This window comes from Methylosinus sp. R-45379, from assembly GCF_001644125.1.
In the GTDB taxonomy this organism is placed as follows: Bacteria; Pseudomonadota; Alphaproteobacteria; order Rhizobiales; family Beijerinckiaceae; genus Methylosinus.
Window position 1 is genome coordinate 13,446 of the sequence record NZ_LUUM01000309.1, and the last position, 24,808, is coordinate 38,253.

General features: G+C 65.9%; 23 protein-coding genes. 16 read left to right on the plus strand and 7 right to left on the minus strand.

All coding sequences use genetic code 11. From position 1 onward, the window contains the following. Positions 1 to 16 precede the first annotated feature (16 nt). The 10 genes from bcsA to A1351_RS22285 all read left to right on the plus strand — a co-directional run bounded on the left by bcsA (position 17) and on the right by A1351_RS22285 (position 13,205). On the plus strand, positions 17 to 2,305 hold the full coding sequence (bcsA, locus tag A1351_RS22240) for a UDP-forming cellulose synthase catalytic subunit (RefSeq protein WP_245291708.1): 2,289 nt from the start codon (positions 17 to 19) through the stop codon (positions 2,303 to 2,305). A gap of 41 nt (positions 2,306 to 2,346) precedes the next feature. Beyond that, positions 2,347 to 5,022 (plus strand): cellulose biosynthesis cyclic di-GMP-binding regulatory protein BcsB, encoded by a 2,676-nt coding sequence (locus A1351_RS22245; RefSeq protein ID WP_064033968.1) that lies wholly within the window; start codon positions 2,347 to 2,349, stop codon positions 5,020 to 5,022. Then, positions 5,019 to 6,161, plus strand: a complete 1,143-nt coding sequence (locus tag A1351_RS22250; RefSeq protein WP_064034029.1) for a glycosyl hydrolase family 8 — start codon at positions 5,019 to 5,021, stop codon at positions 6,159 to 6,161. The genes A1351_RS22245 and A1351_RS22250 overlap by 4 nt, the downstream gene beginning before the upstream one ends. Further along, a complete protein-coding gene (locus tag A1351_RS22255) occupies positions 6,146 to 8,239 on the plus strand; it encodes a hypothetical protein (protein ID WP_157096469.1) in 2,094 nt (697 codons plus the stop codon). The genes A1351_RS22250 and A1351_RS22255 overlap by 16 nt, the downstream gene beginning before the upstream one ends. Positions 8,240 to 8,262: 23 nt before the next feature. After that, on the plus strand, positions 8,263 to 9,246 hold the full coding sequence (gene bcsN, locus A1351_RS22260; RefSeq protein WP_026599908.1) for a cellulose biosynthesis protein BcsN: 984 nt from the start codon (positions 8,263 to 8,265) through the stop codon (positions 9,244 to 9,246). A 139-nt stretch (positions 9,247 to 9,385) separates the two neighbouring features. After that, positions 9,386 to 10,549 carry a homoserine O-acetyltransferase gene (locus A1351_RS22265; protein ID WP_245267427.1) on the plus strand — a complete coding sequence of 388 codons (1,164 nt, stop codon included), beginning with the start codon at positions 9,386 to 9,388 and terminating at the stop codon, positions 10,547 to 10,549. A 3-nt stretch (positions 10,550 to 10,552) separates the two neighbouring features. Next, entirely contained in the window at positions 10,553 to 11,233 is a 681-nt protein-coding gene (gene metW / locus A1351_RS22270) for a methionine biosynthesis protein MetW (protein ID WP_024878323.1), read from the plus strand. A 310-nt stretch (positions 11,234 to 11,543) separates the two neighbouring features. Beyond that, entirely contained in the window at positions 11,544 to 12,245 is a 702-nt protein-coding gene (locus A1351_RS22275; RefSeq protein ID WP_036309164.1) for a Crp/Fnr family transcriptional regulator, read from the plus strand. A 91-nt stretch (positions 12,246 to 12,336) separates the two neighbouring features. Continuing rightward, on the plus strand, positions 12,337 to 12,816 hold the full coding sequence (locus A1351_RS22280) for a hypothetical protein (RefSeq protein WP_026599910.1): 480 nt from the start codon (positions 12,337 to 12,339) through the stop codon (positions 12,814 to 12,816). Positions 12,817 to 12,833: 17 nt separating this feature from the next. Next, positions 12,834 to 13,205, plus strand: a complete 372-nt coding sequence (locus A1351_RS22285; protein ID WP_026599911.1) for a DUF1636 domain-containing protein — start codon at positions 12,834 to 12,836, stop codon at positions 13,203 to 13,205. Positions 13,206 to 13,262: 57 nt separating this feature from the next. Here the strand turns inward: A1351_RS22285 and ppa are convergent, their stop codons facing one another. The 4 genes from ppa to A1351_RS22305 all read right to left on the minus strand — a co-directional run bounded on the left by ppa (position 13,263) and on the right by A1351_RS22305 (position 16,442). After that, complete coding sequence (gene ppa, locus A1351_RS22290; protein ID WP_024878327.1) at positions 13,263 to 13,796, minus strand: inorganic diphosphatase; 534 nt, start codon at positions 13,794 to 13,796, stop codon at positions 13,263 to 13,265. A 26-nt stretch (positions 13,797 to 13,822) separates the two neighbouring features. Beyond that, positions 13,823 to 14,344, minus strand: coding sequence for a GNAT family N-acetyltransferase (locus A1351_RS22295; protein WP_024878328.1), 522 nt, complete (start codon positions 14,342 to 14,344; stop codon positions 13,823 to 13,825). Between the two features lie 117 nt (positions 14,345 to 14,461). Next, positions 14,462 to 15,334 carry an undecaprenyl-diphosphate phosphatase gene (locus tag A1351_RS22300; protein ID WP_024878329.1) on the minus strand — a complete coding sequence of 291 codons (873 nt, stop codon included), beginning with the start codon at positions 15,332 to 15,334 and terminating at the stop codon, positions 14,462 to 14,464. A gap of 115 nt (positions 15,335 to 15,449) precedes the next feature. Further along, positions 15,450 to 16,442, minus strand: a complete 993-nt coding sequence (locus tag A1351_RS22305; protein ID WP_024878330.1) for an NAD-dependent epimerase/dehydratase family protein — start codon at positions 16,440 to 16,442, stop codon at positions 15,450 to 15,452. A 181-nt stretch (positions 16,443 to 16,623) separates the two neighbouring features. Between A1351_RS22305 and ettA the strand changes: the two genes are divergently transcribed. Further along, positions 16,624 to 18,276 carry an energy-dependent translational throttle protein EttA gene (gene ettA / locus A1351_RS22310; RefSeq protein WP_024878331.1) on the plus strand — a complete coding sequence of 551 codons (1,653 nt, stop codon included), beginning with the start codon at positions 16,624 to 16,626 and terminating at the stop codon, positions 18,274 to 18,276. A 245-nt stretch (positions 18,277 to 18,521) separates the two neighbouring features. Here the strand turns inward: ettA and A1351_RS22315 are convergent, their stop codons facing one another. Further along, positions 18,522 to 19,496: a LysR family transcriptional regulator gene (locus A1351_RS22315; protein ID WP_024878332.1), complete on the minus strand. Its 975-nt coding sequence runs from the start codon at positions 19,494 to 19,496 to the stop codon at positions 18,522 to 18,524. 557 nt (positions 19,497 to 20,053) lie between these two features. Between A1351_RS22315 and A1351_RS22325 the strand changes: the two genes are divergently transcribed. From A1351_RS22325 to A1351_RS22345, 5 genes are all read left to right on the plus strand, one after another. Then, a complete protein-coding gene (locus A1351_RS22325; protein WP_064033971.1) occupies positions 20,054 to 20,389 on the plus strand; it encodes an AtpZ/AtpI family protein in 336 nt (111 codons plus the stop codon). Between the two features lie 64 nt (positions 20,390 to 20,453). Next, positions 20,454 to 21,194 carry a F0F1 ATP synthase subunit A gene (locus A1351_RS22330; RefSeq protein WP_024878335.1) on the plus strand — a complete coding sequence of 247 codons (741 nt, stop codon included), beginning with the start codon at positions 20,454 to 20,456 and terminating at the stop codon, positions 21,192 to 21,194. A 53-nt stretch (positions 21,195 to 21,247) separates the two neighbouring features. Further along, complete coding sequence (locus tag A1351_RS22335; RefSeq protein WP_018267102.1) at positions 21,248 to 21,478, plus strand: F0F1 ATP synthase subunit C; 231 nt, start codon at positions 21,248 to 21,250, stop codon at positions 21,476 to 21,478. Positions 21,479 to 21,554: 76 nt separating this feature from the next. Next, positions 21,555 to 22,139 carry an ATPase gene (locus A1351_RS22340; RefSeq protein WP_064033972.1) on the plus strand — a complete coding sequence of 195 codons (585 nt, stop codon included), beginning with the start codon at positions 21,555 to 21,557 and terminating at the stop codon, positions 22,137 to 22,139. A gap of 11 nt (positions 22,140 to 22,150) precedes the next feature. Further along, positions 22,151 to 22,627, plus strand: a complete 477-nt coding sequence (locus tag A1351_RS22345) for an ATP F0F1 synthase subunit B (protein ID WP_026599915.1) — start codon at positions 22,151 to 22,153, stop codon at positions 22,625 to 22,627. A 174-nt stretch (positions 22,628 to 22,801) separates the two neighbouring features. Here the strand turns inward: A1351_RS22345 and A1351_RS22350 are convergent, their stop codons facing one another. Together A1351_RS22350 and A1351_RS22355 are read right to left on the minus strand one after the other, a co-directional pair. Then, positions 22,802 to 23,440, minus strand: coding sequence for a GNAT family N-acetyltransferase (locus A1351_RS22350; RefSeq protein WP_083967464.1), 639 nt, complete (start codon positions 23,438 to 23,440; stop codon positions 22,802 to 22,804). Between the two features lie 122 nt (positions 23,441 to 23,562). Next, entirely contained in the window at positions 23,563 to 24,705 is a 1,143-nt protein-coding gene (locus A1351_RS22355; RefSeq protein WP_026599917.1) for a type III PLP-dependent enzyme, read from the minus strand. Positions 24,706 to 24,808 lie beyond the last annotated feature (103 nt).

Here is a 24,808-nt window from a genome sequence, read left to right on the forward strand (position 1 = left end):
GCTCATGGGCGTCGCCATGTCACTCTTGCGTTTTCTCTCCTTTCTTCTTCTCGGCGGCGTCGCCGTCGCTCTCGCCACACAGCCGGTGAGCGTGCAGGCGCAGCTGGCGACCAGCGTTTCGGTCATCTTCCTCCTCGCCCTTTTGTGGAAGTTCTCGCGCGGCGCGGAAGCGCGCCAGCTGTTCATCGCGCTCGCGCTTTTCGTGGTGCTGCGCTATGTCTATTGGCGCATCACCTCCACTCTGCCGCCGCTGTCCGATCCGGTCGGACTCACCTGCGGCTCCATATTGCTCGCCGCCGAGCTCTATTGCGTGGCGATGCTGCTCCTCACTCTCGTCGTCAACGCCGAGCCGCTGAAGCGCGAGCCGGCGCCGCAGATAGAGGACGAGGCTCTGCCGACCATCGATGTGCTGGTGCCGAGCTATGACGAGAACGCCTCCATTCTCGCGACGACTCTCGCCGCGGCGAAATCCATGGATTATCCCGCCGATCGGTTGAACATTTTTCTGCTCGACGACGGCGGCACGGATCAAAAATGCGCGCATCCCGATCCTGCGATCGCCGAGCGCGCCCGCGCCCGCCGCGCCGCTCTGCAGGAGCTCTGCGCCGCGCTCGGCTGCTATTATCTGACGCGAGAGCGCAATGAGCACGCCAAGGCCGGCAATCTCAACGCAGCGCTCGAGCATGTCAGTGGCGACATCGTCGTCGTGCTCGACGCCGATCACGCGCCCTTCCGCTCCTTCCTGCGCGAGACGATCGGCTATTTCTTCGAGGATGATCGGCTCTTCCTGGTGCAGACGCCGCATGTCTTCCTCAATCCCGATCCGATCGAGCAGAATCTGCGCACCTTCCGCCGCATGCCGTCCGAGAACGAGATGTTCTATGGCGTCACCCAGCGCGGATTGGACAAATGGAATGCGGCCTTCTTCTGCGGCTCTGCTGCTCTGCTGCGGCGCGCCGCGCTGGACGAGGCCGGCGGCTTCTCCGGCGTCTCCGTCACGGAAGATTGCGAGACGGCGCTGGAGCTGCATGCGCAAGGCTGGACCAGCGTCTATGTCGACAAGCCGCTCGTCGCCGGATTGCAGCCGGACACTTTCGCCTCCTTCATCGGCCAGCGCGTGCGCTGGTGCCAGGGCATGCTGCAGATATTCCTGCTGCGCAATCCGCTGCTGAAGCGCGGCCTCGAGCCGCTGCAGCGGCTCGGCTATCTGTCGAGCATGAGCTTCTGGTTCTTTCCCTTCCCGCGCCTCGTCTTCATGCTGGCGCCGCTCGCCTTCATTCTCTTCGATGTGAAGATTTTCGTCTCCAACATAGAAGAGGCGATCGCCTATACCGCGACCTATGTCGTCGTGAACGCGATGCTGCAGAATTATCTCTTCGGCAAGGTGCGCTGGCCCTGGGTGTCGGAGCTGTATGAATATTGCCAGGGCGTGTTCCTGACCAAAGCGATCGTCTCGGTCTTTCTGCGGCCGCGCAGCCCTTCCTTCAACGTGACCGCCAAAGGCGCCGCATCGACGCAGGATCGTCTCAGCGAGCTCGCCTGGCCCTTCTTCGCCATCTATGGGCTGCTCGCGCTCGGCGCCGGCGTCGCCGTCTATCGCTGCGTGGCCGAGCCCGGCGTGCGTCAGCTGATGTTCTTCGTCGGCCTGTGGAACATGTTCAATCTCGTCACCGCCGGCGTCGCGCTCGGCGCTGTGGCGGAACGTCGTCGCCGCGAGACGCATCCGCGTCTTCCGGTGGAGCGGCGCGGCGCGCTCGCGCTCGGCGAGGCGCATGTTCGCGTCGCCATAGAGGAGGTCTCCGCCGGCGGCTGCCGCCTGCGCGCCGCCACCGATTCCGACGCCAAGGCGCTCGCCGCGGCCAAGGAGGCGGAAGGGCGGCTCTATATCGACTCCATCGCCGACGCCGCGCGCCGTCCCAGCCTTTCCGCGCGCATCGTCGGCGTCGCGCCGGATGGACGCCGCCATATCGCCTTCGCGCTGTCGCAGCCGCAGGATCATCTCGCGCTCGCCGAGCTGATGTATGGCGACGCGACCGCGCTCGAGCGTTTCCAGGCTGCGCGCCGCAAGCACAAGGGCATTATCGCCGGCACGGTGCAGTTTCTCTGGTGGGGCGTTATCGAGCCGCTGCGCGCCTTCGCTTATCTGCGCCCCCGCGCCAGCGAGACCGCGCTGCGCGAGCCGCCGCCCTTCGCCGATCTGTCCAATCTCCTCGGCCGGCGCCAGCCGCGCCTGCGTCCGCCGGCCGAAGCCGCAGCCCCGCGCTCGGCGGAGCGCGCGCCGTCTTCGAAGAATGAAAACGCCTGATCCATTCCATCAAAAACATTCTCGCAAAAATGAGTGCCAAGATGCAGTTCCGAGTCCTCGCCCTTCTGCTCGCGACCACGACGGCGCTGACGCCGATCGCGGTGGGCGCCCAGGCGATCTTCACGACAGCGCCGCAAGAGCAGCTGTTTCATCTGAAAATCGACAGGCCGAGGCCGGCGATTTCCGGCCTCCAGCCGATCATCCCCGCGCGTTTCGCCGCGCGCGAGCCGTCTCGCATCGCCGCGGTGGAGCCGCCCATCGCATCGACGCGGGCGGCGCCGTTGACGTCACCAGCGCCGCAGCCTGCGGCCGTCGCGCCCGTCGCGTCGCGGCCCGCCTTCGCCGGCGCCATGCTGCGGCATCTCACCAATAATATTCAGGGCTATCGTCTCGCCGGCGAGATCGGTTCTTCGGAATGGCCGATCTATGTCACCGAGGCGCAGGCCGCGCGCCGTCTGCAATTTCGCATCGGCTATCTCGCCGCCGTGTCGGTGATGCCGGAGGCCTCCGCGCTGACTCTGACCATCAATGATCAGACGATCGGCGACACGCAGATTCGCGCGGTGCAGGAGGTGGAGACCATCGTCTTCGACATTCCGCCGGGCGTGATGCGGCCGGGCTTCAACTCCGTGCGCATCGCGACGAGCCAGCGTCATCGCGTCGATTGCTCGCTCGAGGCCACGTACGAATTGTGGACGCAGATCGATCCGACCGAGACCGGCCTGGTGCTGCCGGAGGACGACGCCGGCGTCACCAGCATTTCCGATCTCGGCGCGCTGCCGCCGGATGAGCAAGGCGCGCTGCCGATCCGCGCCGTGCTCGGCGTCAACGCCAAATCTTTCGAGATCGAGCGCATGCTGCGCGCGGCGCAAGCGATCTCGCTCGCCGGGCGTTTCGAGCAGCCGGTGGTCGACGCAGGCCCTGCGGCGAGCGGACGTTACGGCGTCAATCTCTTCGTCGGTCCCGCGTCGGAGCTGGTCGGCCGCGTCGATCTCTCGCGCGTCGGCCCCATAGACGAGCCGCGCGCCTTCGTGCTGCCGCCCGCGCCCGGCCGCCGCGTCAGCATCGTCGTGACCGGCGCGACTTCCGCGCAAGTGGATGAGGCGATCCGCCGGCTCTCTGTCTCGCCCGCGCCCAAGGGCTCGCCGCAAGGCTTGCGCGCATCGGCCGCTTTTCCCGGCTATCGGCTCGACGGCGGACGCAAGGTGAAGCTGCGCGATCTCGGCGTCGCCAGCGAGGAGTTCACCGGCCATCTCTATCGCGCCGCCTTCAACATCGTCATGCCGCCGGATTTCTATGCGGCTGATTACGGCAATGCGCTGCTGCGACTCGCCGGCGGCTATGCGGCCGGGCTCGACTCCAATGCGCAGATCGTCGTCAAGGTGGACGAGCGCACGGCGGTGAGCCTCAATCTCTTGAAGGCCGCGGGCGATGTCTTCCGCGACAATCCGCTGCCGCTGCCGCTCGGCTTTCTCAAGCCCGGCCTCAATCGCATCGAGATCGAGGCGCATGTGCCGACGCGCCAGGACGCCGATTGCGATCCGCTGGCGGCGATGCGCGCGGCCAAGCGCTTTCTCTTCCTCGACGAGACGGAGATCGAGCTGCCGCCGATCGCGCGCATCGCGCGAATGCCCGATCTCGCGGTGACGGCGACCGGCGGCTTTCCTTATGCCGGCGCCAAGGGGCGGCCCAAGCTCTACATGCCTTCGCTCGACACGGATGCGGTGGGCGCGGCGGCGACGATCGTCGCGCATTTCGCCGTCGCCGCCGGACGGCCGATCGATTTCGAGATCGTCGATGCGCCGCCCGGCGAAGGGCAGGGGCCGACGCTCGCCGTGGCGCCGCTCGACTCCTTCGACGCTGCTCTGCTGCAACGTCTCGACATGCCGGCCGACACTCTGCGCGAGGCCTGGGGGCCGCATCTGACCGCCGATCATCGCAAGGCGTCGGAGAAGCGGCTCTCGCCGCTCGAGATCGCCGCGCGCAATCGTTTCGTCCTGCAGCGCAATTTTCCCATGGCCTGCTATGCGCCGCGCAACATGCTCGACAAGACGATCACCGCGCAGGCGGGCGGCGCGACCGCTGCGCCGACCCCGGGCGGCGAGCCGGAGCGCGTCGATTTCGCGCCCGTCGGCTCGGTGCGCAAAAGCATGGAGCGCGGCGAGGGCGAGCAGGATCTGCTGGAGGCCTGGCGCGACGATCTGCGCCGGGAGGGCCGCTGGGGCTATGGCGTCGTCGAGCGTCTGCGCGTCGCCGGCGTGTGGAGCGCGGCGCGCGTCGCCGATGCGGCGCAATGGCTGCGCGCGGGCTTCGAGGCGGAGGCGGCCGATCATGTCGCCACGCAGCAGGCCTCGCTGGCGATGAGCCAATCCATCCTCGGCGACACGGCCAAGGATGTCTGGACCGTCGTCACCGCGCCCAATGCGGCGACTTTGGCGGAGGCCTCCGCCTGTCTCGTCGATCCGCGCGTGTCGCGCCGCGTGCAGGGCCAGCTCGCCATGCTGGACATGAAGGACGCGAAAATGGTGGCGACGCCGGCCGAGAGCGCGCGCTTCATCGTCACGCGGCCGCTCTCCTTCGGCAATCTGAGGCTCATCGCCGCCGGCTGGATGTCGCTGCATCCCGGCGTCTATGTCGGCCTCTCCATTCTCATCGCCGCGCTCTTCGCCGCTTCCACCCTGTGGCTGACGCGCAATATCGGAAGGAGCTCGAGATGAGAATTGCGTCTCTCGCCGCGCCCGTTCTCGCGGCCCTCGGCCTCGCCATCGCGCTCGCGCCGGCCGCGCCGCGCGCCGAGCCGATAGCGGAAATCGCCGCGGTCATCGGCGCGCCGCTGTCGCTCGACGCGCATAAGATCAAGCTCGGCGGCGCGTTGCGCGCGCCGGAGGCTTGGACCGCCTATAAGAAGCGCTTCATCGCCGAGCAGGGCCGCGTCATCGACACGGCCAATGACCAGGTGAGCCACAGCGAGGGGCAGGGCTACGCCATGCTGCTCGCGGTGGCCGCCAATGACCGCGCCACATTCGATCGCCTGTGGGGCTGGACGCGCGCCAATCTCATGGTGCGCAATGATGAGCTGGTCGCCTGGCGCTTCGATCCGCAGCGTCGTCCCGCCGTCGGCGACATGAACAACGCCTCGGACGGCGATCTCCTCATCGCCTGGGCGCTGGCGGAGGCGGCGGAATATTGGGACGATCTGCCGCTGCGCATGGCGTCGCGGCGCATCGCCGTCGAGCTGTCGCGCAAGGTGGTGCTGTTCAAGACCAGGATGGGCGCGCTGCTGCTGCCGGCGGTCGCCGGCTTCAACGCCTCGGATCGTTCCGACGGGCCGGTGATCAATCTCTCCTATTACGTCTTCCCGGCCCTTGCGCGGCTCGACAGCGTCGCGCCGGAAGTCGATTGGGCCGGGCTCACCCAGACGGGTCTCGATTTGCTGGAAGCGTCGCGGCCGACGCCGCAGACTCTGCCCGCCGATTGGATCGCGCTCGAGGGCTGGCGTGCGCGGCCGGCCGAAGGCTTCGCGCCGGAGTTCGCCTATAACGCCGTGCGCATTCCGCTCTATCTCGCCTGGGCCGGCGTCGGCGAGCGCGCGCATTACGCGCCCTTCCTCGCCTGGGCGCAGCGCGCCAAGGAGGCGCCGCCGATCGTCGATGTCGCTTCCGGCAAGGAGGTCGGCCAGTTCGGCGGCAATGGCATAGCGTCGATCGCCGCGCTCGTCGCCTGCGTCGTCGACGGCGCCAAGCTGCCCGCCGATTTCGCCGCGCCCAAAGTCAACGAAGATTATTACCCCGCCACTCTGCATCTGCTGGCGCTGCTCGCCGCGCAAATGAGGTATTCGTCGTGTCTCGCCAATTGAGAGTCCTTCTCCTCGCGGCCTGCGCCGTTTCTTTTGCGGCGGCTCCGCGCGCGCACGCCCAAGGCGCCGCCCCCCAATCCATTCTCGTCGCGCCGGCGCCCGCCGCCGCGACCTCCGAAAAGCCCGACGATCTCGCGCTGCGCTATTACGCCTCGCTGGATCAGCGCGCGCGCGTTCGCGCCGAATTCTCGCGGTTGCGGCGGCTCTATCCCAATTTCGAGCCGCCGGCCGATCTCTACGGACCGCGTCGCGGAGATGTCGACGAGGCGGGATTGTGGGAGCTGTTCTCGAGCGACAGGCTCGACGAATTGCGCGAGAACATCGCCGCGCGCCGCAAGGACATGCCCGGCTGGCGTCCATCCGACGATCTCATTCAAAAGCTCAAGCAGAAGGAGCAGCGCAATCAGATCTTCGCATTCTGGCGCGAGGGGCGCTGGCTCGACATTGCCTCCTTCGCGCGCGACGGCCGCTTCTTCATCGCCAACGCCGATGCGGAGGCGCAATGGACGATCGCGGAAGCTTTTGCGCGCACCGGGCAGATCAATGAGGCGGTCGAGGTCTATAAGGCGATCTTCGTCTCCAATGAGGACAAGCATATTCGTCTCGCCACCATGCAGAAGGCGATGGCCACGCTGCATATGGCCGATGTCGAGACGCTGCTGGTCGAGGCGCGCAAGAGCTCGAAAGGGCCGGAAGACGAATTCGCCGCTGTGGCCATCGACATCACCCGCGCCCGCATCGTCGCCGTGCTGCGCGACGAGCGCAAGGACGAGATTTCCGCCGACGAGCTGCAGCGCTTCGAGAATTTCGCCAAATTCACGCGCGAGCCGCAGCAGCTCGGCCTCGTCGCCTGGCTGCGATACAAGCGCCGCGATTTTCGTAACGCGCTCGAATCCTTCAAGGCGGCGATCGAGAATGGCGGCGACGCCATGATCGCGCATGGGCTCGCCCATACGCTGCGCGCGCTCGATCTGCGCCGCGAGGCGGAGGAGGTCTCCTACGCCTGGCGCGTTCCGCTGGTGAACAATGGCATTCTCTTTCTCGATTTGCTGGAGCGCGATCTCACGCAGGAGACTCCGCCATATCTGGAGCCGGCGCGCCTCGCCCGCTATGCGGCGGTGACGATCGAATCGGCCTCCGGCGAGGGCGCGCAGGGTCTCGGCTGGTACGCCTATAATTCCTGCCAGTTCGATGTGGCGCGCTTCTGGTTCGAGCGCGCGGTCGCCTGGTTTCCGAAGGAGGCGACGCTCTATGGCTATGTGCTGACGCTGAAGCGCCTGCGCAAGGACAAGGAGGCGCTGGAGCTCATCAACCGCTATGACGGGCTGTTCCCCAAGCTGGTCGAGCTGCTGTTCCCGGATGATTATTATCATCCGCCCTTCCCCTGCGACTCGCGCGTCGCCGCCAAGGCGCATGGGCCGGCGGTGAAAATGGCCGGCTATGTGGTGCCAGGGCCGGCCGGGCCGGCGCTCGCCGCCGAGCGCGACCGCCTGCGCGTCGAGGCCGAGAAGAAGGAGGCGACCACGCCGGACGCCGCCAAGGTGGCGGCGCAGGAGCAGCAGCGCGAGCGCGTGCTGAAAGCCGTGCGCGGCAGATTCCCGCTAGCGGTGACGGCGGAAAATCCGCTGCGCTTCGCGCCGCTGCCGCTGGTCGCCGCGCGCTCCGCCTCCGCCCAGCCGGCGCCGGTCGTAGCCGCCGCCGTTCCGGTCGGGCTGCGGACGGAGCCGCTCGGCGGCAAGGCGCCGCTGGTGGCGCGGCGCGTGCCCGGCGTCGGACCCATGCCCTCGGAGCGCTACGGCTTCATCCTCTCGCCCGGCTGGAACGCCGTCGATCTCGCGAGCTGGCCGCCGGCCTCCGAGCAGGTCGCGCCGACCGGCACGCAATGGGCCAATCAGGAGGCCGATCCGGCCTGGATCGGCCAGCAGAAGGCCGACGCCGCCACACAGCTCACGGCCAGCGCCGCCGAGCATGTCGCCACCGCCATGGCGCCGCGCAATCGCTATGGCGCCGCGCCGCCGCCGCCCGATCTCGCCGCGGTGCTTTCATTGCCCTCGTCCAAGCAGAGCCAGACCCGCTGAATTCGTTTTTCGGAGATTTCGTCATGAGCCATTTCTCGAGACATTCGCCCCCGCTGCTGCTGCTCGCGCTCGGCCTTTCCGCCTGCTCCCCGACGCGCGGCATTCTCGCCGTCGATACGACGCCGACCGGCGCCACCGCCGGACCGCCGCCGGCGCAGGGCGTCGAGGCGCGCAGCGGCGCGGCCTCCATTCTGGCGCTGCCGGCCGAGGCGCGCGTGCGCGGCGGCCTCGAGGAGCGCCGCTACGCCAATGGCTGGCGTCAGAGCGTCGCGCTCGACCGCGCCCTCATGGGCAAGGGCTGGAACGAGCTGACCATCGACATTCGCGCGGCCGCCGCCGGGAGCGGCCATGAGGGCGAGATCCCCATGGGCAGGCCGACCGAGGTCGGCGTGCGCCAGGAGCTGGCGCTGCGCTTTCCGACGACGCGCATGCGTATCGTCGCCAAGCCGCTGCATAATGAGCTCGGACCCTTCGGCCTCGCCGTGGGGCCGGGACCGGAAGGGACGCGCTGCGCCTTCGCCTGGCAATGGGTCGATGATTTGCGCGCCGTGGCCCGCCCGGACGCCGCCGCTACGACCATCGTCCGGGGCGACGAGATTCCCGCCTCGATCCGCATGCGCCTCTGCCGCAAGGGCGTCACCGAGCAGCAATTCGCCGAATGGTTCGCGCGACTGCGCGCCACCGAGGCCGCCAATGTGGAGCGCGTCGTCGACGCCGCCCGCAGCGGCGTCGATACGCCCACGCCTCCGCCCGCCGCTGGCGAGCGTCCCGCGGCGCCGGCGACGGTGGCGAGCATCGCTGGTCCGGCGAAGCGGCCGCCGGTCCATAAGGCCAAGGCGCGGCCTCTCCATCGCCATGAGGAGACGACGACCGAGGTTCGCCGCTACAGCGAGCCGGCCAAGCCGATGGAAACAAAGCCGGTGGAGACACGGGCGGCGGCGGTTCATTTCGACCCCGGCCTGCCGCCCCAGGCCTTCGCCGGCCCGCCCAAGCCCGCGGCGCGGTGAGAGGCTGCAGAGGCGGGCCTAAGACGATTGCCGGAGACGCCCAAGGCCTTGACACTCTCCTCTCGGCCGCCGATGTTGCCGAACAAATTGTTCGGCATATCGAACAGGAGAGAAGAATTTGGCCAATGCGCTTCCAGCCATAGAGACGTTGTCCTCTTCGGACCCGCTCAATGGGCGCATCGTCGAGTTCCCGCTGGACCGACCGCTCCTCACCGATGGGGGCGGCTGCGTCGCGCCTTTGACGATCGCTTATCAGACCTATGGCGAGCTGAACGCCCAGCGTTCCAACGCCATTCTGCTGTGCCATGCGCTGACCGGCGACCAGCACGCCGCCAATGTGCATCCGCTGACCGGCAAGCCCGGCTGGTGGGATGTGATGGTCGGCCCCGGCAAGCCCTTCGACACGGAGCGCTATTTCATCGTCAGCTCCAATGTCGTCGGCGGCTGCCTCGGCACATCGGGTCCGTCCTCGATCAATCCCACGACGGGCCACGCCTATGGCCTCGATTTTCCGGTCGTCACCATTCGCGACATGGTGCGCGCACAGGCGATGCTGATCGATCATCTCGGGATAGACCAGCTCTTCTGCGTCGCCGGCGGCTCCATGGGCGGCATGCAGGTTCTGCAATGGGCGGCGAGCTATCCCGAGCGCGTGTTCTCCGCCATGCCGATCGCCACCGCGCCCAAGCATTCGTCGCAGAATATCGCGTTTCACGAGGTCGGCCGGCAGGCGGTGATGGCCGATCCCGATTGGCGCGGCGGGCGTTATCTGGAGCAGGGCGTGCGGCCGGAGAAGGGCCTCGCCGTCGCGCGCATGGCCGCGCATATCACCTATCTCTCGGAGCCGGCTCTGCAACGCAAGTTCGGCCGCAAGCTGCAGGATCGCGCGGCGCCGACCTTCTCCTTCGACGCGGATTTTCAGATCGAGAATTATCTGCGTCACCAGGGCATGGCCTTCGTCGATCGCTTCGACGCCAACTCCTATCTCTATGTCACGCGCGCCTGCGATTATTTCGATCTCGCGGCCGATTACGGCGGCTCGCTGGCGCAGGCGTTCAAGGGCACGACGACGCGCTTTTGCGTCGTCTCCTTCAACACCGACTGGCTCTATCCGACCTCCGCTTCGCGCGCCATCGTGCATGCGCTCAACGCCGGCGGCGCCTCGGTCTCCTTCGTCGAGATCGACAGCGACAAAGGCCATGACGCATTTCTCGTCTATGAGCCGGATTTCATCGCGACGACGCGCGGATTTCTGGAGGCGGCCGCTGCGGCGCGCGGCCTGCCGCGCGCCGAGGAGGCTTAGCCGATGAACGCTCCCATCTTTCCTCAGAGCGCGCAGGAACGCCCCGTTCGTCTCGATCTCGCCGCCGTCGCGGCGATGGTCGCGCCGGGCAGCCGCGTGCTCGACGTCGGCTGCGGCGATGGCGCGCTGCTGAAATTGCTGGCCGAGACCAAGCAGGTGGACGGACGCGGCGTGGAATTGTCGCAGCGCGGCGTCAATGATTGCGTGGCCAAAGGCTTGTCGGTGATTCAAGGCGACGCCGACACCGATCTGCGCGACTATCCGACCGACGGATTCGATTATGTGATTCTGTCGCAGACGCTGCAGGCGACGCATCATCCGCGTCAGGTGCTGGTCGACATGCTGCGAATCGGTCGGCGCGCGATCGTGTCCTTCCCCAATTTCGGACATTGGAAAGTGCGGCTGTCGCTGCTGGCCAAAGGCCGCATGCCGCAGACCACGACGCTGGCGCACGCCTGGTACGACACGCCCAACATACATCTCTGCACGATCAGGGATTTCGTCGATCTCGTCGAAGCGCTGGGGGCGCATATCGAACGCGGCGCGGCGCTGGATCACGCCGGCGCGCCCATCCGCGTGAACGCGCCTTGGTGGGTGTGGAATCTCTTCGGCGCGCAGGCGATCTTCCTGCTCGAGCGCGATCCGCCGAAAAAAATATCGCTCATCGCTGCAAAAAATACTTAGGCGATTGAATCTCGCGGGGCTCGGCGTCTGCGCAATAATGCCGAGACTCCACGCTCTCTCTTTTTCATGCAGCGCCGCGCAAATCACGAAAAGTCCAGAAATCAAAGGCGGATCGCGGCTTTTTACGAGCGCTCGCGGAGGCGGAGCGCGCGCTTCATGCGACTTCCTGTCCAAGAGCGAGCGCTTTCCCAGGGGGAAGCTTCGCGATAGATTGCGTACAATGACCGATGAACGCGCCGATTTGCGCGGAAAAGTCGGCGACCGCGGGAGCGCGCTAATGCTGGAGCCGCCGTCTCTTAGAGGCGTGCCGATGTTTGCGACTGTCGATGCGCAGTCGATGCAGCGGCTCACCCGCGATGCGAAATTAGAACAATTCGAAGATGGTCAGACGATTTTTCGTCAAGGCGATCACGCGCTTCATGTGGCGATCGTGCTCGACGGATTCGTGAAGCTGATGCGCACCGCCTCCTGCGGCGACGAGACTCTCATCAATATCTGCAATATCGGCGAGACTCTCTTCGAGGCACTGAGCCCGGACGGCGAGAGCTATCGCGTCGGCGCGGAAGCAGTTGGACCGGCGCAGCTCATAAAGCTCTCCGCGCCGCGATTTCGTTTCATGCTGCGTGAATCCCCTTCGCTCGCATCGGCGGTGATCGAGGAGACCGCGCGCAAATTGGGCGGGCTGATCGGCGAGATCGAATCGCTCAAAGGCCAGACCGCCGAGCAGCGGCTCGCACGCTTCCTGCTAACGCTGTGTCCGCCGAATGTCGAAAGCTGCAGCCTGCGCTTGCCTTATGACAAGCGGCTCATCGCCGCGCGGCTCGGCGTCAAGCAGGAGACATTGTCGCGCGCTTTCGCCAAGCTGCGCGAGATCGGCGTGCGCACGGAGACGCGCGACGTCACCATTGAGAATGTCGCGCGTCTGTCGATCGAATGTTGCGGCGGCGAGCGCGAGCCCACTCTGCCCTCCGAGCGGCGCGATCTGATCGAGAGCCGTGGCGCGCTCGCCTGAGCTTCGCCGCCTTCGCGCCATGATTTCGGCCCCGCATGCCGCAATTCTCCGCCCCTCGCGCGCAAGGCGCGAAGCTCGGAAGGAATTGCGCATGAAACGGATTTTCGCGACCGCTCTTTTCATTCTCGCGGCCGATGGCGCCGCCCTCGCCGCCTCCACGACGGACGGCGCCGGCGCCTTGTCGCTCGCCGCCCTCGCCGGCAAGCATTCGCCGGCGGTGAAGCCCGCCGAGAAGGCGGCGCTCGGCAAGCTCGCCGACGGACATGCGAAGGTCGCTTTTCCCAAGGGCAAGACGATAGAGGTGGTCGTCGATTCGATCAGCTGCCGCGCGAGCAATGTGGACATTACGCAGCATGCATGCGAGCTGACGTTCGGCCAGAAGAAGGTCCAGCTCTCCGGCCGCCTCGCGCATGAGATATACGCGACGCTGCTGGAAGTGGGCGTGCCGCCCGACGGCGCAGCCGGAACGATTTATGCTGCGGCGTCCGCTCTCGACTGCACGGTCGATCCGGATGAGGTGGCGCAAAAGGCCGGCGGCGGGGCGCAGTGCAAATATGAGCCGCCGAAGTGAGTGGCGAAGGAGGTCAGGTGAGCCAGCCGGAAACGACTGTTTATGTGTGCACTGTCTGCCGAGCCAAGGATGATCCGGAGGTGCGTCCGGGCCATGCGCTGCTCGAGGCGCTCGGCGCGCGCCTCACCGCGGAGGATCGCGCGATCGTCGCGGCGGAGCCGGTGGAGTGTCTCGGCGTGTGCTCGCGCCCCTGCACCGTGGCCATGGCCGCCCGCGGCAAGTGGACCTATGTGCTGGGCGATTTCGACAATGTCGCCGATGTTGACGATCTCATCGAAGCGGCGCGCCGCTATACGGCGTCGGAAACCGGCCTGGTGCCGAAGAAGGATCGGCCGGACGCCATGCGCAAGGGGATAATCTCGCGCACGCCGCCGGCGCCGAAGGGGTGAGCGAATAGCGAAATAGCGAGTAGCGAATAGTTTTTGCTACTCGCTATTCGCTACTCTCTATTCGCCCTTTTTCGCCCGCGCGATCGCTTCATTGATGATCTTGTGGGCCGCTTCCGCGTCGCCCCAGCCGGCCGCCTCGACCCATTTGCCGGGCTCGAGGTCCTTGTAATGGGCGAAGAAATGCTCGATCTGCCGAGTCGTGATCTCCGGCAGGTCGGTGTAGTTCTGCACCTTGTCGTAGCGCTTGGTCAGCTTGGGCGCGGGCACGGCGATGATCTTCTCGTCGCCGCCGGCCTCGTCGCGCATGTAGAGCACGCCGATCGGGCGCACGGCGATCAGCGCGCCGGGCGCGATCGGCCGCGTATTGGCGACCAGCACGTCGCAGGGGTCGCCATCTTCCGACAGAGTGTGCGGGATGAAGCCGTAATTGCCGGGATAGCGCATCGACGTATAGAGGAAACGGTCGACGACGAGCGTTCCCGAGGCTTTGTCGAGCTCATATTTGATCGGCTCGCCGCCGAGCGGCACTTCGATCACGACATTGACTTCGAATGGAGGATTCGCGCCGATTTCAATGGCGTCGAGACGCATCTAGCAGCTCCTGACAGTGGGAAAAGTCAGCGGACGGGCGCGGAGACGAATCCGAAGGCGACGCGCGCCAACATGTCTTCGCCGAAGCGCTCTTCCGCGCGGCGGACGGTGAGGCCGCCGAGCCGGCGATAAAAGGCGAGAGCCTTGTCATTATCGGCCAAGGCCCAGACGATGGTGGAGAGATAGCCATGCGCGGCGAGCTCCTGCCGCGCGGCGTTGAACAGGCGTCGGCCGAAGCCGAGGCCCTGATATTCGGGCAGCAAATAGATCTCGAAGATCTCGCCCGAGTAAGGCATGGAGGGCACGCGATTGCGGCCGTAGGTGACGTAGCCGACGACGTCCTGGTCGAACTCCAGCACCAGAATGCCGCTGCCCCGCACGATCGCCCGCGCCCACCATTGCGGCCCGCGGCGGGCGATCATGCGCTCGAGCTCCCCGCCCGGAATGACGCCGCGATAGGCGTCCCGCCAGGAGGCGTCGTGCACATGCGTGATCGCCTCGGCGTCGCCGGGTCCAGCATGGCGAATGAGGGTGGTGGTCTCGACCATGGCTCCGATGTTAGGTCCCGAGGGCCTGTTTGGGCAAGAGCCGGGCGCCGACAAAGCGAACAAAAATAAAAGATCGCGGCGCCGAAATGACCGAATCGGCGCCGCCTCCCTTGCGGCTCAAGACAATAGGCCGGTGGCGGCGCCCACGAGCAGAACCACGCCGATGAAGGCCCGGTAGACGACGAAGGGCCAGGTGGAGAAACGCTCCAGAAAACGCATCAGTCCCCATATGGCCGCGAAGGCCGAAACGGAGGCGACGACGAGGCCGACCGCCAGCACCGACCAGCCATGGCCGTCGAGATGCGCCTTGTGCAGCTCATAGAGCTCCTTGAGGCCGGCGAGGGTGATGGCCGGCAGGCCGAGCAGGAAGGAGAATTGCGCCGCCTGCTCGCGCTTGAGGTCCAGGAACAGGGCCGCGGTCAAGGTGGAGCCGGAGCGCGAGACGCCCGGCACCAGCGCGCCCACCTGGGCGAAGCCGACGACCAGGGCATCCTTCAGGCTCACATGGTCCAGCGTGCGGGAGTGGTTGCAATAGAGCTCGGCGATGGCGAGCAGCGCCGCCATGACGATGCAGGAGATGCCGATGACCGGCAGCGAGCGCAGCGGCGAGCCGCAGGCGTTCAGCACGCCGGACAGCGCGATGCCGGCGAGGCCGATGGGGATGGTGGCGAGGACGATCCATATGAGGAAGCGGAAGTTCCAATCGCTGAAATCGCGCCGCAGCGCCGCATGGACGGAGCCGAAGGCGATCCCGCGAATATCCTTCCAGAAATAGCTGACCACGGCGGCCAAAGCGGCGAGCTGCATGGCGGCCGAGAAGGCCGAGCCCGGGTCCTTCCAGCCGAGCAGCGCCGGCACGATCCGCATATGCGCCGTGGAGGAAATGGGGAGAAGCTCGGTGATGCCCTGCACGACGCCGAGCGCCGCCACTTTCGCATAGCCGAGCTCGACGAAGCCGGTATCGAGACCTGAAGTGCAAGCCAAGGCCATGAAACGCTCTCCGAAACGAGGCCCAAGGCCGCGCCGAAAGGGCGCGAATCGCCCCCGCGCGGCGGTTACGGTCTTGTCTCAGACAGATGGTTAAGGATTGCTCACGGCTCCGGCGTCAGGCGGCGTCATAATAGGCGCGATACCAGTCGACGAAGGCCGAGACGCCCTCCTCCACCGAGGTCTGCGGGCGAAAGCCGGTCAGCCGCTCGAGCAGCGAGCAATCGGCGAAGGTGCGGGGGGCGTCGCCCTTCTGCATCTCGAGATAGTTGCGGACCGCCGTCTTGCCCAATTTGCGCTCGATCGCCTCGATGAAATCGAGCAGGCCCACGGGCTCGCCGCGCCCGATGTTGACGATGCGGAACGGGGCGACCGGCGAGACGGATGCGTCCGCGCCGATCTGCGGCGCGCGGTCGACGAGGCGCAGGATCGCCTCGACGAGATCGCCGACATAGGTGAAATCGCGCTGCATCTTGCCGTGATTGTAGATGTCGATCGGCCGGCCCTTCTCGATGGCGTCGACGAATTTGAACAGCGCCATATCCGGCCGGCCCCAAGGGCCGTAGACGGTGAAGAAGCGGAACATGGTCGTCGGAATGGACCACAGATGCGCATAGGAATGCGCCATCGCCTCATTGGCCTTTTTCGTCGCCGCATAGAGCGTCAGCGGAAAATCGGCGCGCTCGCTCTCCAAAAAGGGCACGTCCTGATTGCCGCCATAGACGGAGCTGGTGGAGGCCATCAGCAGATGGCGAACGCCCTGCAGCCGCGCCAGCTCGAGAACATTGAAGCCGCCGACGAGATTGGCGTCCACATAGGCGCGCGGGTTCTCGAGGCTGTAGCGAACGCCCGCCTGCGCCGCGAGATGGACGATGACCTCCGGCTCCGCCGCCGTGACGGCGCGGGTCAGCGCCTCCATATCCTCGAGCATGGCGATATGGGGGCGAAACGCTTCGAAGCCTGAGAGCCGGGCGTGGCGCGCCTCTTTCAGCGTCACATCGTAATAAGGCGTGAGCCCGTCGAAGCCGTCGACCCTGTGGCCGAGCTCGAGCAGGCGCTGTGCGAGATGGAAGCCGATGAATCCGGCCGTGCCGGTCACGAAGACGCGCATGAGCCCGCTCTCGTTGGAGACGGGCAACCTCTGGCGGAAAAGCCCCGCCGCTGTCAACTTCCGGCGACGTACGGGCCTTCCGCGACCACGCCGCCCCTCACGCAAAAAGCCGGTTTTCACTTCCGCCCAAAAGGCGCTAAACATCGCGCCGAGCATTTTTCTCTAGCGGGACCGATCACCCATGGCGCGGCAGTTCATCTATCATATGCAGGGTCTCACCAAGACCTATCCGGGCGGCAAGAAGGTCCTCGACAATGTCCATTTGTCCTTCTACCCGGACGCGAAGATCGGCGTTCTCGGCGTCAACGGCGCCGGTAAATCGACATTGCTGCGCATCATGGGCGGCATGGACAAGGAGTATACTGGCGAGGGCTTCGTCGCCGAGGGCGCGCGCGTCGGCTATCTGCCGCAGGAGCCGCAGCTCGATCCAGAGCTCGACGTGCGCGGCAATGTGATGCTCGGCGTCGCCGACAAGAAGGCCATTCTCGATCGCTACAATGATCTCGCGGTGAATTATTCCGACGAGACCGCCGACGAGATGACCCGCCTGCAGGACGAGATCGAGGCCAAGGGCCTCTGGGATCTCGACAGCCAGGTGGATCAGGCCATGGAGGCGCTCGGCTGCGCGGCCGACGACGCCGACGTCACCAAGCTTTCCGGCGGCGAGCGGCGCCGCGTGGCGCTGTGCCGCCTGCTGCTCGAGCAGCCGGAAATGCTGCTGCTCGACGAGCCGACCAACCATCTCGACGCCGAGACGGTGAACTGGCTCGAGGGACATTTGCGCAATTATCCGGGCGCGATCCTCATCGTCACCCATGACCGCTACTTCCTCGACAATGTCACCGGCTGGATTCTCGAGCTCGATCGCGGCCGCGGCATTCCCTACGAAGGCAATTACACCAGCTGGCTGAAGCAGAAGCAGAAGCGCCTCGCGCAGGAGAACAGCGAGGACAAGGCCCGCCAGCGCGCCCTCGAGGCGGAGAGCGAGTGGATCGCCGCCTCGCCCAAGGCCCGCCAGGCCAAATCCAAGGCGCGTATCCAGCGTTATGAGGATCTCGTCGCCAAGCAGAACGAGAAGGCGCCGACGACGGCGCAGATCGTCATTCCGGTGGCCGAGCGCCTCGGCGACAATGTCATCGCCTTCGATCATTTGTCGAAGGGCTTCGGCGATCATCTCTTGATCGACGATCTCTCCTTCAAGCTGCCGCCGGGCGGCATCGTCGGCGTGATCGGCCCCAACGGCGCCGGCAAGACGACCTTGTTCCGCATGATCACGGGCCAGGAGAAGCCGGACAAGGGCTCCATCACGGTCGGCGACAGCGTGCAGCTCGGCTATGTCGACCAATCGCGCGACGCGCTCGAGGACAAGAAGACCGTGTGGGAAGAGATTTCCGGCGGCAATGACATCATCTATCTCGGCAAGCGCGAGATCAACTCACGCGCCTATTGCGGCGCCTTCAACTTCAAGGGAACCGACCAGCAGAAGAAGGTCGGCATGCTGTCGGGTGGCGAGCGCAACCGCGTGCATCTAGCCAAGATTTTGAAGCAGGGCGCCAATGTTCTGCTGCTCGACGAGCCGACCAACGACCTCGATGTCGACACGCTGCGCGCGCTGGAAGAAGCGCTGGTGGATTACGCCGGCTGCGCGGTCATCATCTCGCATGACCGCTTCTTCCTCGACCGCATCGCCACGCACATGCTCGCCTTCGAGGGCGATTCGCATGTGGAGTGGTTCGAGGGCAATTTCGCCGATTACGAGGAGGACAAGAAGCGTCGCCTCGGAATCGACAGCGTCATTCCGCATCGGCTGAAATATAAGAAATTCTCGCGCTGAGGCCCTCTCCCCGGCCCTCCCCCGCTGCGCGGAAGAGGGCTTTTGCGAAGGCGTGCTACGGTTTCCGCGTGAATGCCACGCATTCCCGCATGGTCGTCATTGCGAGGAGCGGAGCGACGAAGCAATCCAGAACCGCCCCACGGCTCTGGATTGCTTCTCTTCGCTCGCAATGACAGCTGTGCGGTCGTCGCTTTTTCGAGCGAAGAATCAGATGGAAACCCTATGATGAGTGGCGAGCGCATTCTTCACGCAGGCTCTCGGCCCTTTGCGCGCGCCGGCCGCGGCGTCTCCTCGACCGGCGGCTCCACGACGCCGCGGCAAATATCGACGATTTCGCGCCGCAGCCATGCGTGCGCCGGCTCGCGATCTTGCAGCGAGTGCCAAACCATCAAGAGATCATAGGTCGGGAACTCGATCGGTATCTCCAATATTCGCAGCGGCGCGAGACGCACGAAATGCTCGGCGATGCGCAGCGGCAATGAGAAGACGAGATCGCTGCTCGCCACGATCCAGGGCGCAGATAGAAAATTCGGCACGACGAGCGAGACCTTGCGCGCGAGGCCGCGGCGCTCCAGCCAGTCGTCGATGATTCCCGTGCCCGCCTCGCGCCGCGACATCAGCATATGTCGCGCCGCGACGAATTGCTCGAGCGTCGGCTCATCGGTCGGAAAATCAGGATGGTCGCGGCGCACTAGAGCGACGATGCGATCCGTGTAGAGCCGCTCGCGCCGGACGTAGGGCGTCGAATCCAGGATCACGTCGAAGCCGATGACGAGATCGACATCGCCGGCGTCCGCCGCCTCGCGCAGCGAGCCGGAGGTCTGCACCAGATGGATCTCCACATTGGGCGCCTGCCGGCTCACCGATTTCATCAGCGGCGGCAGCAGGCAGAACTCGACATAATCATTCGTCGCGATCGTGAAGCGCCGCTGCGTCGTCGCCGGCGAAAACTCCTTCGAGCCGCGGATCACCTGCTCGACCTCGTTCAAGATGGAAGCGACCGGCTCCACCAGGGCGAGCGCGCGCTGGGTCGGCTTCATGCCCTGCGGCGTCTTCACCAGCACCGGATCGTCGAGCTGCTGCCGCAATCGCTGCAGCACATGGCTCATCGCCGATTGGGTGATGAACATCTTCTGCGCCGCGCGCGACACATTGCGCTCCTCCATCAGAAAATTGAAGGCGACGAGGAGATTGAGATCGAAGTTCCGCAGCTCGGTCATATGTCCGCCATCCGCATCGTCGCGCAAAAGGGAGGATCGTTCGTGAAGATGACGCCAGAACGGCGCCTCCGACGCCACTGAAAATTTTTGATAGCGCGATGAAATCAATGCATTTATGCGGACCTTACCTCTCCGCGCCTCGCTACGGAAGAGCGCGGTCGCCTGCCGGCCCGTCGGATCCTTCGGGCGGCTTCCGTCTCCAGCATGCTCCCTCGACGAGGGAAAGCGAGCCGTTCCTCACGGGGCCGCGGGGCGCGGCGACGGGGCGGCTTTCTCGCATTGCGGCTGCGGACCATCTCGCAACCGCGAAAAGGAGTCTGCGCAAGAAATGGACAATCGCGGAAAAACCCAGGTTTTCCGGGCGATTCGCGGCGGCGGCTGCGGCTTGACACGAAATGGCGCTGCCCATATGTTGCGCGCGGCTCGAACGACTTGGCCGCCCGGCCGATATCGCGTCGCGTCGAAATCCCTTCCGTCGCCCCTGTCCGGGCGTTTCTTCGGCGATCATCTATGCTGCTCGCGCGTGCTCTGAAGCTTTTGCGCGAGGAGGAGAGCCGATGACCACGGACAAGAATGTGAGCGACCGCGAGCTGCGCGCGAGGCTGGAGAGGCTCCAGGCCGAGCTCGGCAGCAAGGAGGAGGAGCGACGCGCCGAGACTGGCGGCGGATTGCCGGTCGGCGGGTCGTTCGGAAAGGCGCTGAGCGCGGGTTTCACCGTGCTGTCCGAATTCGTCGCCGCGATTCTCGTCGGCACGCTGATCGGATGGCAGGTGGATCGCTGGTTCGGCACCGGGCCGTGGCTGCTGATCCTGTTTCTGGGGCTCGGCGTCGCTGCGGGCTTCTACAATGTGTTTCGCTTCGTTGCGCCGAAAGACGCGCGAGGCGGCGAATGAAACAGGCGGCCCGACTCCCTCGGCGCCGCGGAGATGAAGGGCCGGGCGCCGTCCGGATCGAGCGATGAATCCTACCGAGCAGTTCGAGCTCCAGCGTATTGCGCCTTACTTCATCAATGGCGTCGACGTCTCCTTCACCAACGCCTCGCTCTACATGCTTCTCGCCGCTTCCGCGGCCATCATCCTCACCATATTCGCGACGTCCAAGCGCGCGCTGGTGCCGGGTCGTGGACAGGCGCTCGCCGAGGTTCTCTACGAATTCGTGGCCAATACGGTGCGCTCCACGGCGGGCAAGGAAGGGATGCGCTTCTTCCCCTTCGTCTTCACGCTGTTCACCTTCATTCTGATGTCGAATCTGATCGGCCTCGTCCCCTACACCTATTCGCTGTCGAGCCAGATCGTCCTCACCTTCGCCTTCGCGGCCTTCGTTCTCCTTCTGGTGATCCTCTACGGGCTCTATCGCCACGGCTTCGGCTTTCTGCGGCTGTTCGTGCCGCATGGCGTTCCGGGGCCGGTGCTGGTCATTCTGATCCCGATCGAGATCATCTCCTTCCTGTCGCGGCCCGTGTCGCTCTCCGTTCGTCTCTTCGCCAACATTCTCGCGGGCCATATCACGCTCGCCGTGTTCGGCGGTCTCGCGGTGATGCTTCTCGGCGCCGGCTCCTGGGCGGCGCTCGCGCCGGTTCCTGTGCTCGGCGTCGTCGTGCTCTACGCCCTGGAGCTGCTGGTCAACTGCCTTCAGGCGTTCGTCTTCACCGTCCTCACTTGCGTCTATCTCAATGACGCGATCCACCCGGGCCACTGATAAATATTTGAACAATAAATGGTCGCCCGCCTAAAAAAGAGCAGGAGTTAACAATGGCTGATGTTTCCGTCTACGGCCCGATCGGCGCTGGTCTCGCCGCCATCGGAACGGGCGCCGCCGCGATCGGCGTCGCGATCATCTTCGGCAACTATCTCAATGGCGCTCTGCGCAATCCGTCGGCCGCTGCGGCTCAGTTCACCAACGCCATCATCGGCGCGGCGCTGGCCGAAGGTCTCGGCATCTTCGCGTTTCTGATCGCGATCCTGCTCTATCTCAAGGCCTGAGGCCGTATGAACGAAGGCTCGGGACGCGTCCCGAGCCTTTGTCGTCTCCCACGCAGACAAGAGGCTGGAAGCCGTCATGGCGAATATCGTTCTCGCCGCCGAAGAGGCGGCGCCGCATGGAGCTCATGAGCCGAGCACGACGCAGGCGAGCGTCGAGCATCACGGTGGAGGCGAGTTTCCGCCCTTCCAGACGGAGAATTTCGTTCCGCAGCTCGTCTGGCTGGCGCTGACCTTCGGACTTCTCTATCTTCTCATGTCGCGCATCGCATTGCCGCGCATCGGCTCCATTCTGCACGACCGCGAGAGCCGCATCGAGAGCGATCTCATCGCCTCGCGCGAGCTGCAGGAGAAGGCGCAGGAAGCCGCCGCCGCGCATGACGAGACCTTGCGCGTCACCAAGGCGCAGGCGCAGGATATCGGCCGCGCCGCCCAGCAGCAGGCGGCCACCGAGACCGCCACGCGTCGCGCCAGCGAGGAGGCCGCCTTCGCCGAGAAGGTCGCCGCCGCCGAGACGCAGATTCTCGCCGCCAAATCCGAGGCGCTGTCCAATGTCGAGACGATCGCCACCGAAGCCGCCGGCGCGATCCTCGAGAAGCTGACGGGCGCCCGCTTCGCCGCCGAGACGCTGCAAGGCGAATACCGTAACATCAAGGCGAGCTGAGAGGTCGAGCCATGCATTTCGACGCGGAAGTTTTCGTCGCCATCGGCTTCGGCATTTTCGTCTTCCTGCTCCTCTATGTGGGCGCGCATAAGAAGCTCGGAGCCGCGCTCGATTCGCGCGTGATCCGGATCAAGAGCGAGCTCGCCGAGGCCGAGCGCCTGCGCAGCGAGGCCGAGAGCCTGCTCGCCTCCTTCGAGAAGAAGCGCGAGGAGGCCGAGGAAGAGGCGAAGGCGATCGTCGCTCAGGCCAAGAGCGAGGCCGATCTGCTGGCGACCGAAGCGCGCCAGCGCCTCGAGGACTATATCACCCGCCGCACCAAGCAGGTCGAGGACAAGATCGCCCAGGCCGAGGCTCAGGCCGCCGCCGAGGTGCGCGCCAGCGCCGCCGACGCCGCGGTGAAGGTCGCCGAGGCCGTGCTGCGCAAGGGCGTCGCCGGAACCGATTTCGTCTCCGCCGGCATCGCGGATGTGAAGTCGCTGGCGCACTGATCGCGGCTTAGCGCCGGGGAGGCGGGCTCGCCTCACCCCGCCGAAGCCTGACCAAATTCAAAACGCCCGAAGTCGCGAGACTTCGGGCGTTTTGCTTTTATCGAATGTCCGGCGCCGGTTCGGCTCCCCGGGCAAAGGCCGCCCGCGCTTACCTTCGCCCTTCGCCGCGCGACGTCACGCCGCGCGCGCCAGCTCGCCGATCACCGCCGGGGCAGCCGCCCGGGCGGGCAGGCCGGCTCCGGACACTCGGCCGGCGGCGCCGGTCAGCGCGCCATTCGTCAGCTCGAGGCCGAGGAAACGCTCGCGCTCGACGGGGCCGGGCATTGTCAGTCCTTCGGTGAAACGCGTCTCGAAGCCGAAGCGCGCATAATAGGGCGCGTCGCCGACGAGCAGAACCGCGCGATGATTGCGGGTCGCCGCGCGCGCGAGGCCCGCCTTTATCATGGCGGCGCCGAGCCCCAGCGAACGATAGTCCCGCGCCACCGCGAGCGGGCCGAGCAGCAGCGCCGGGCGCCCCGGACCAGCGAAAATTGCCCACATGCGCATTGTGGCGACGAGCCGGTCCTCGTCCTTGCAGACCAGCGCGAGCCCGCGCGCCGGCATGCGGCCCTCGCGCAAGCGCTCGCAAGTCTTGAGAAAGCGAGCCGGGCCGAAGGCCGCGTCGAGCAGAGTTTCGCGCGCCACGACGTCTTCCTGGGCTTCTTCCGCGATCGCGCAGACGGGACGGCGCGCCACGAGGCTCGCTTCCGCGATCACGCCATCGCGCGAAAAGCCGAGCGACCGGATCTCATGATGAGAAAGTTCAAAGGCCATCGGTTCCTCCCTTCGAGGACGGACGACCCTCGCGCCTGGCGCGCATCGCTGCGCGCCCGCCGAACGGGACAGGTAATTTTGGCGGGGCGGCTGCGAGCCAGAAGGCTCGCGGCCCGCAGGCGTCAGATGACGAAGGATTCGAGCGGCGGGAAGCCGTTGAAGCCGACCGACGAATAGGTCGTCGTATAGGCGCCGGTTCCCTCGATCAGCACTTTCGAGCCGATCTCCAGGCTGATGGGCAGGAGGTAGGGCTCCTTCTCATACAGCACGTCCACCGAATCGCAGCTCGGCCCGGCGATGACGCAAGGCGCGGTCGCGGAGCCGTCCGCCTCGGTGCGGATCGGATAGCGGATCATCTCGTCGGTCGTCTCGGCGAGACCGTTGAACTTGCCGATGTCGAGATAGACCCAGCGGACCTCGTCCTCACGGGACTTCTTCGACACCAGCACGACCTCGGCCTCGATCACGCCGGCGTTGCCGACCATGCCGCGGCCCGGCTCGATGATCGTCTCGGGAATGCGATTGCCGAAATGCTTCGACAACGCCCGGAAGATCGCCTGGCCATAGGCCTTCACCGCCGGCACATTCTTGAGGTAACGGGTCGGAAATCCGCCGCCGAGATTGACCATCTGCAGCTGAATGCCGCGCTCGGCGAGATCGCGGAAGATCGACGAGGCCGACTTCAGCGCGCCGTCCCACATGTTCGGATTGCCCTGCTGCGAGCCGACATGGAAGGACACGCCATAGGCGACAAGGCCGAGGCGATGAGCGTGCTCGAGGACGCGCGGCGCCATATCCGGCGTGCAGCCGAATTTGCGCGACAGCGGCCATTCGGCGCCGCTGCCGTCGCAGAGAATGCGGCAGAAGACCTTGGAGCCCGGCGCGGAGCGGGCGATCTTCTCGACCTCCGCCTCGCAATCGACCGCGAAGAGGCGCACGCCCAGCGCATAGGCGCGGGCGATGTCACGCTCCTTCTTGATCGTGTTGCCGAAGCTGATGCGATCCGGCGTCGCGCCGGCGGCCATGGCCTGCTCGATCTCGACAACGGAGGCCGTGTCGAAGCAGGAGCCGAGCGTGGCGAGCAGCGAGAGCACCTCCGGCGCCGGATTGGCCTTCACGGCGTAGAACACGCGCGTGTCCGGCAGCGCCTTGGCGAAGCTCGTGTAATTGTCGCGCACGACCTCGAGGTCGACGACGAGGCAGGGGCCGACATCGCGTCCGGCGCGACGACGGGCCTCCAAAAATTCGCGAATACGATCCGTCATTTGCGGCATCCCCAACGAAGTCGCGGCATGTAGCGCCGCGGAGTGGCCAAGGGCTTCGATCGGATGCACGACGTCGTTTGCGCAGCACGCTGTGGAGGCGCGC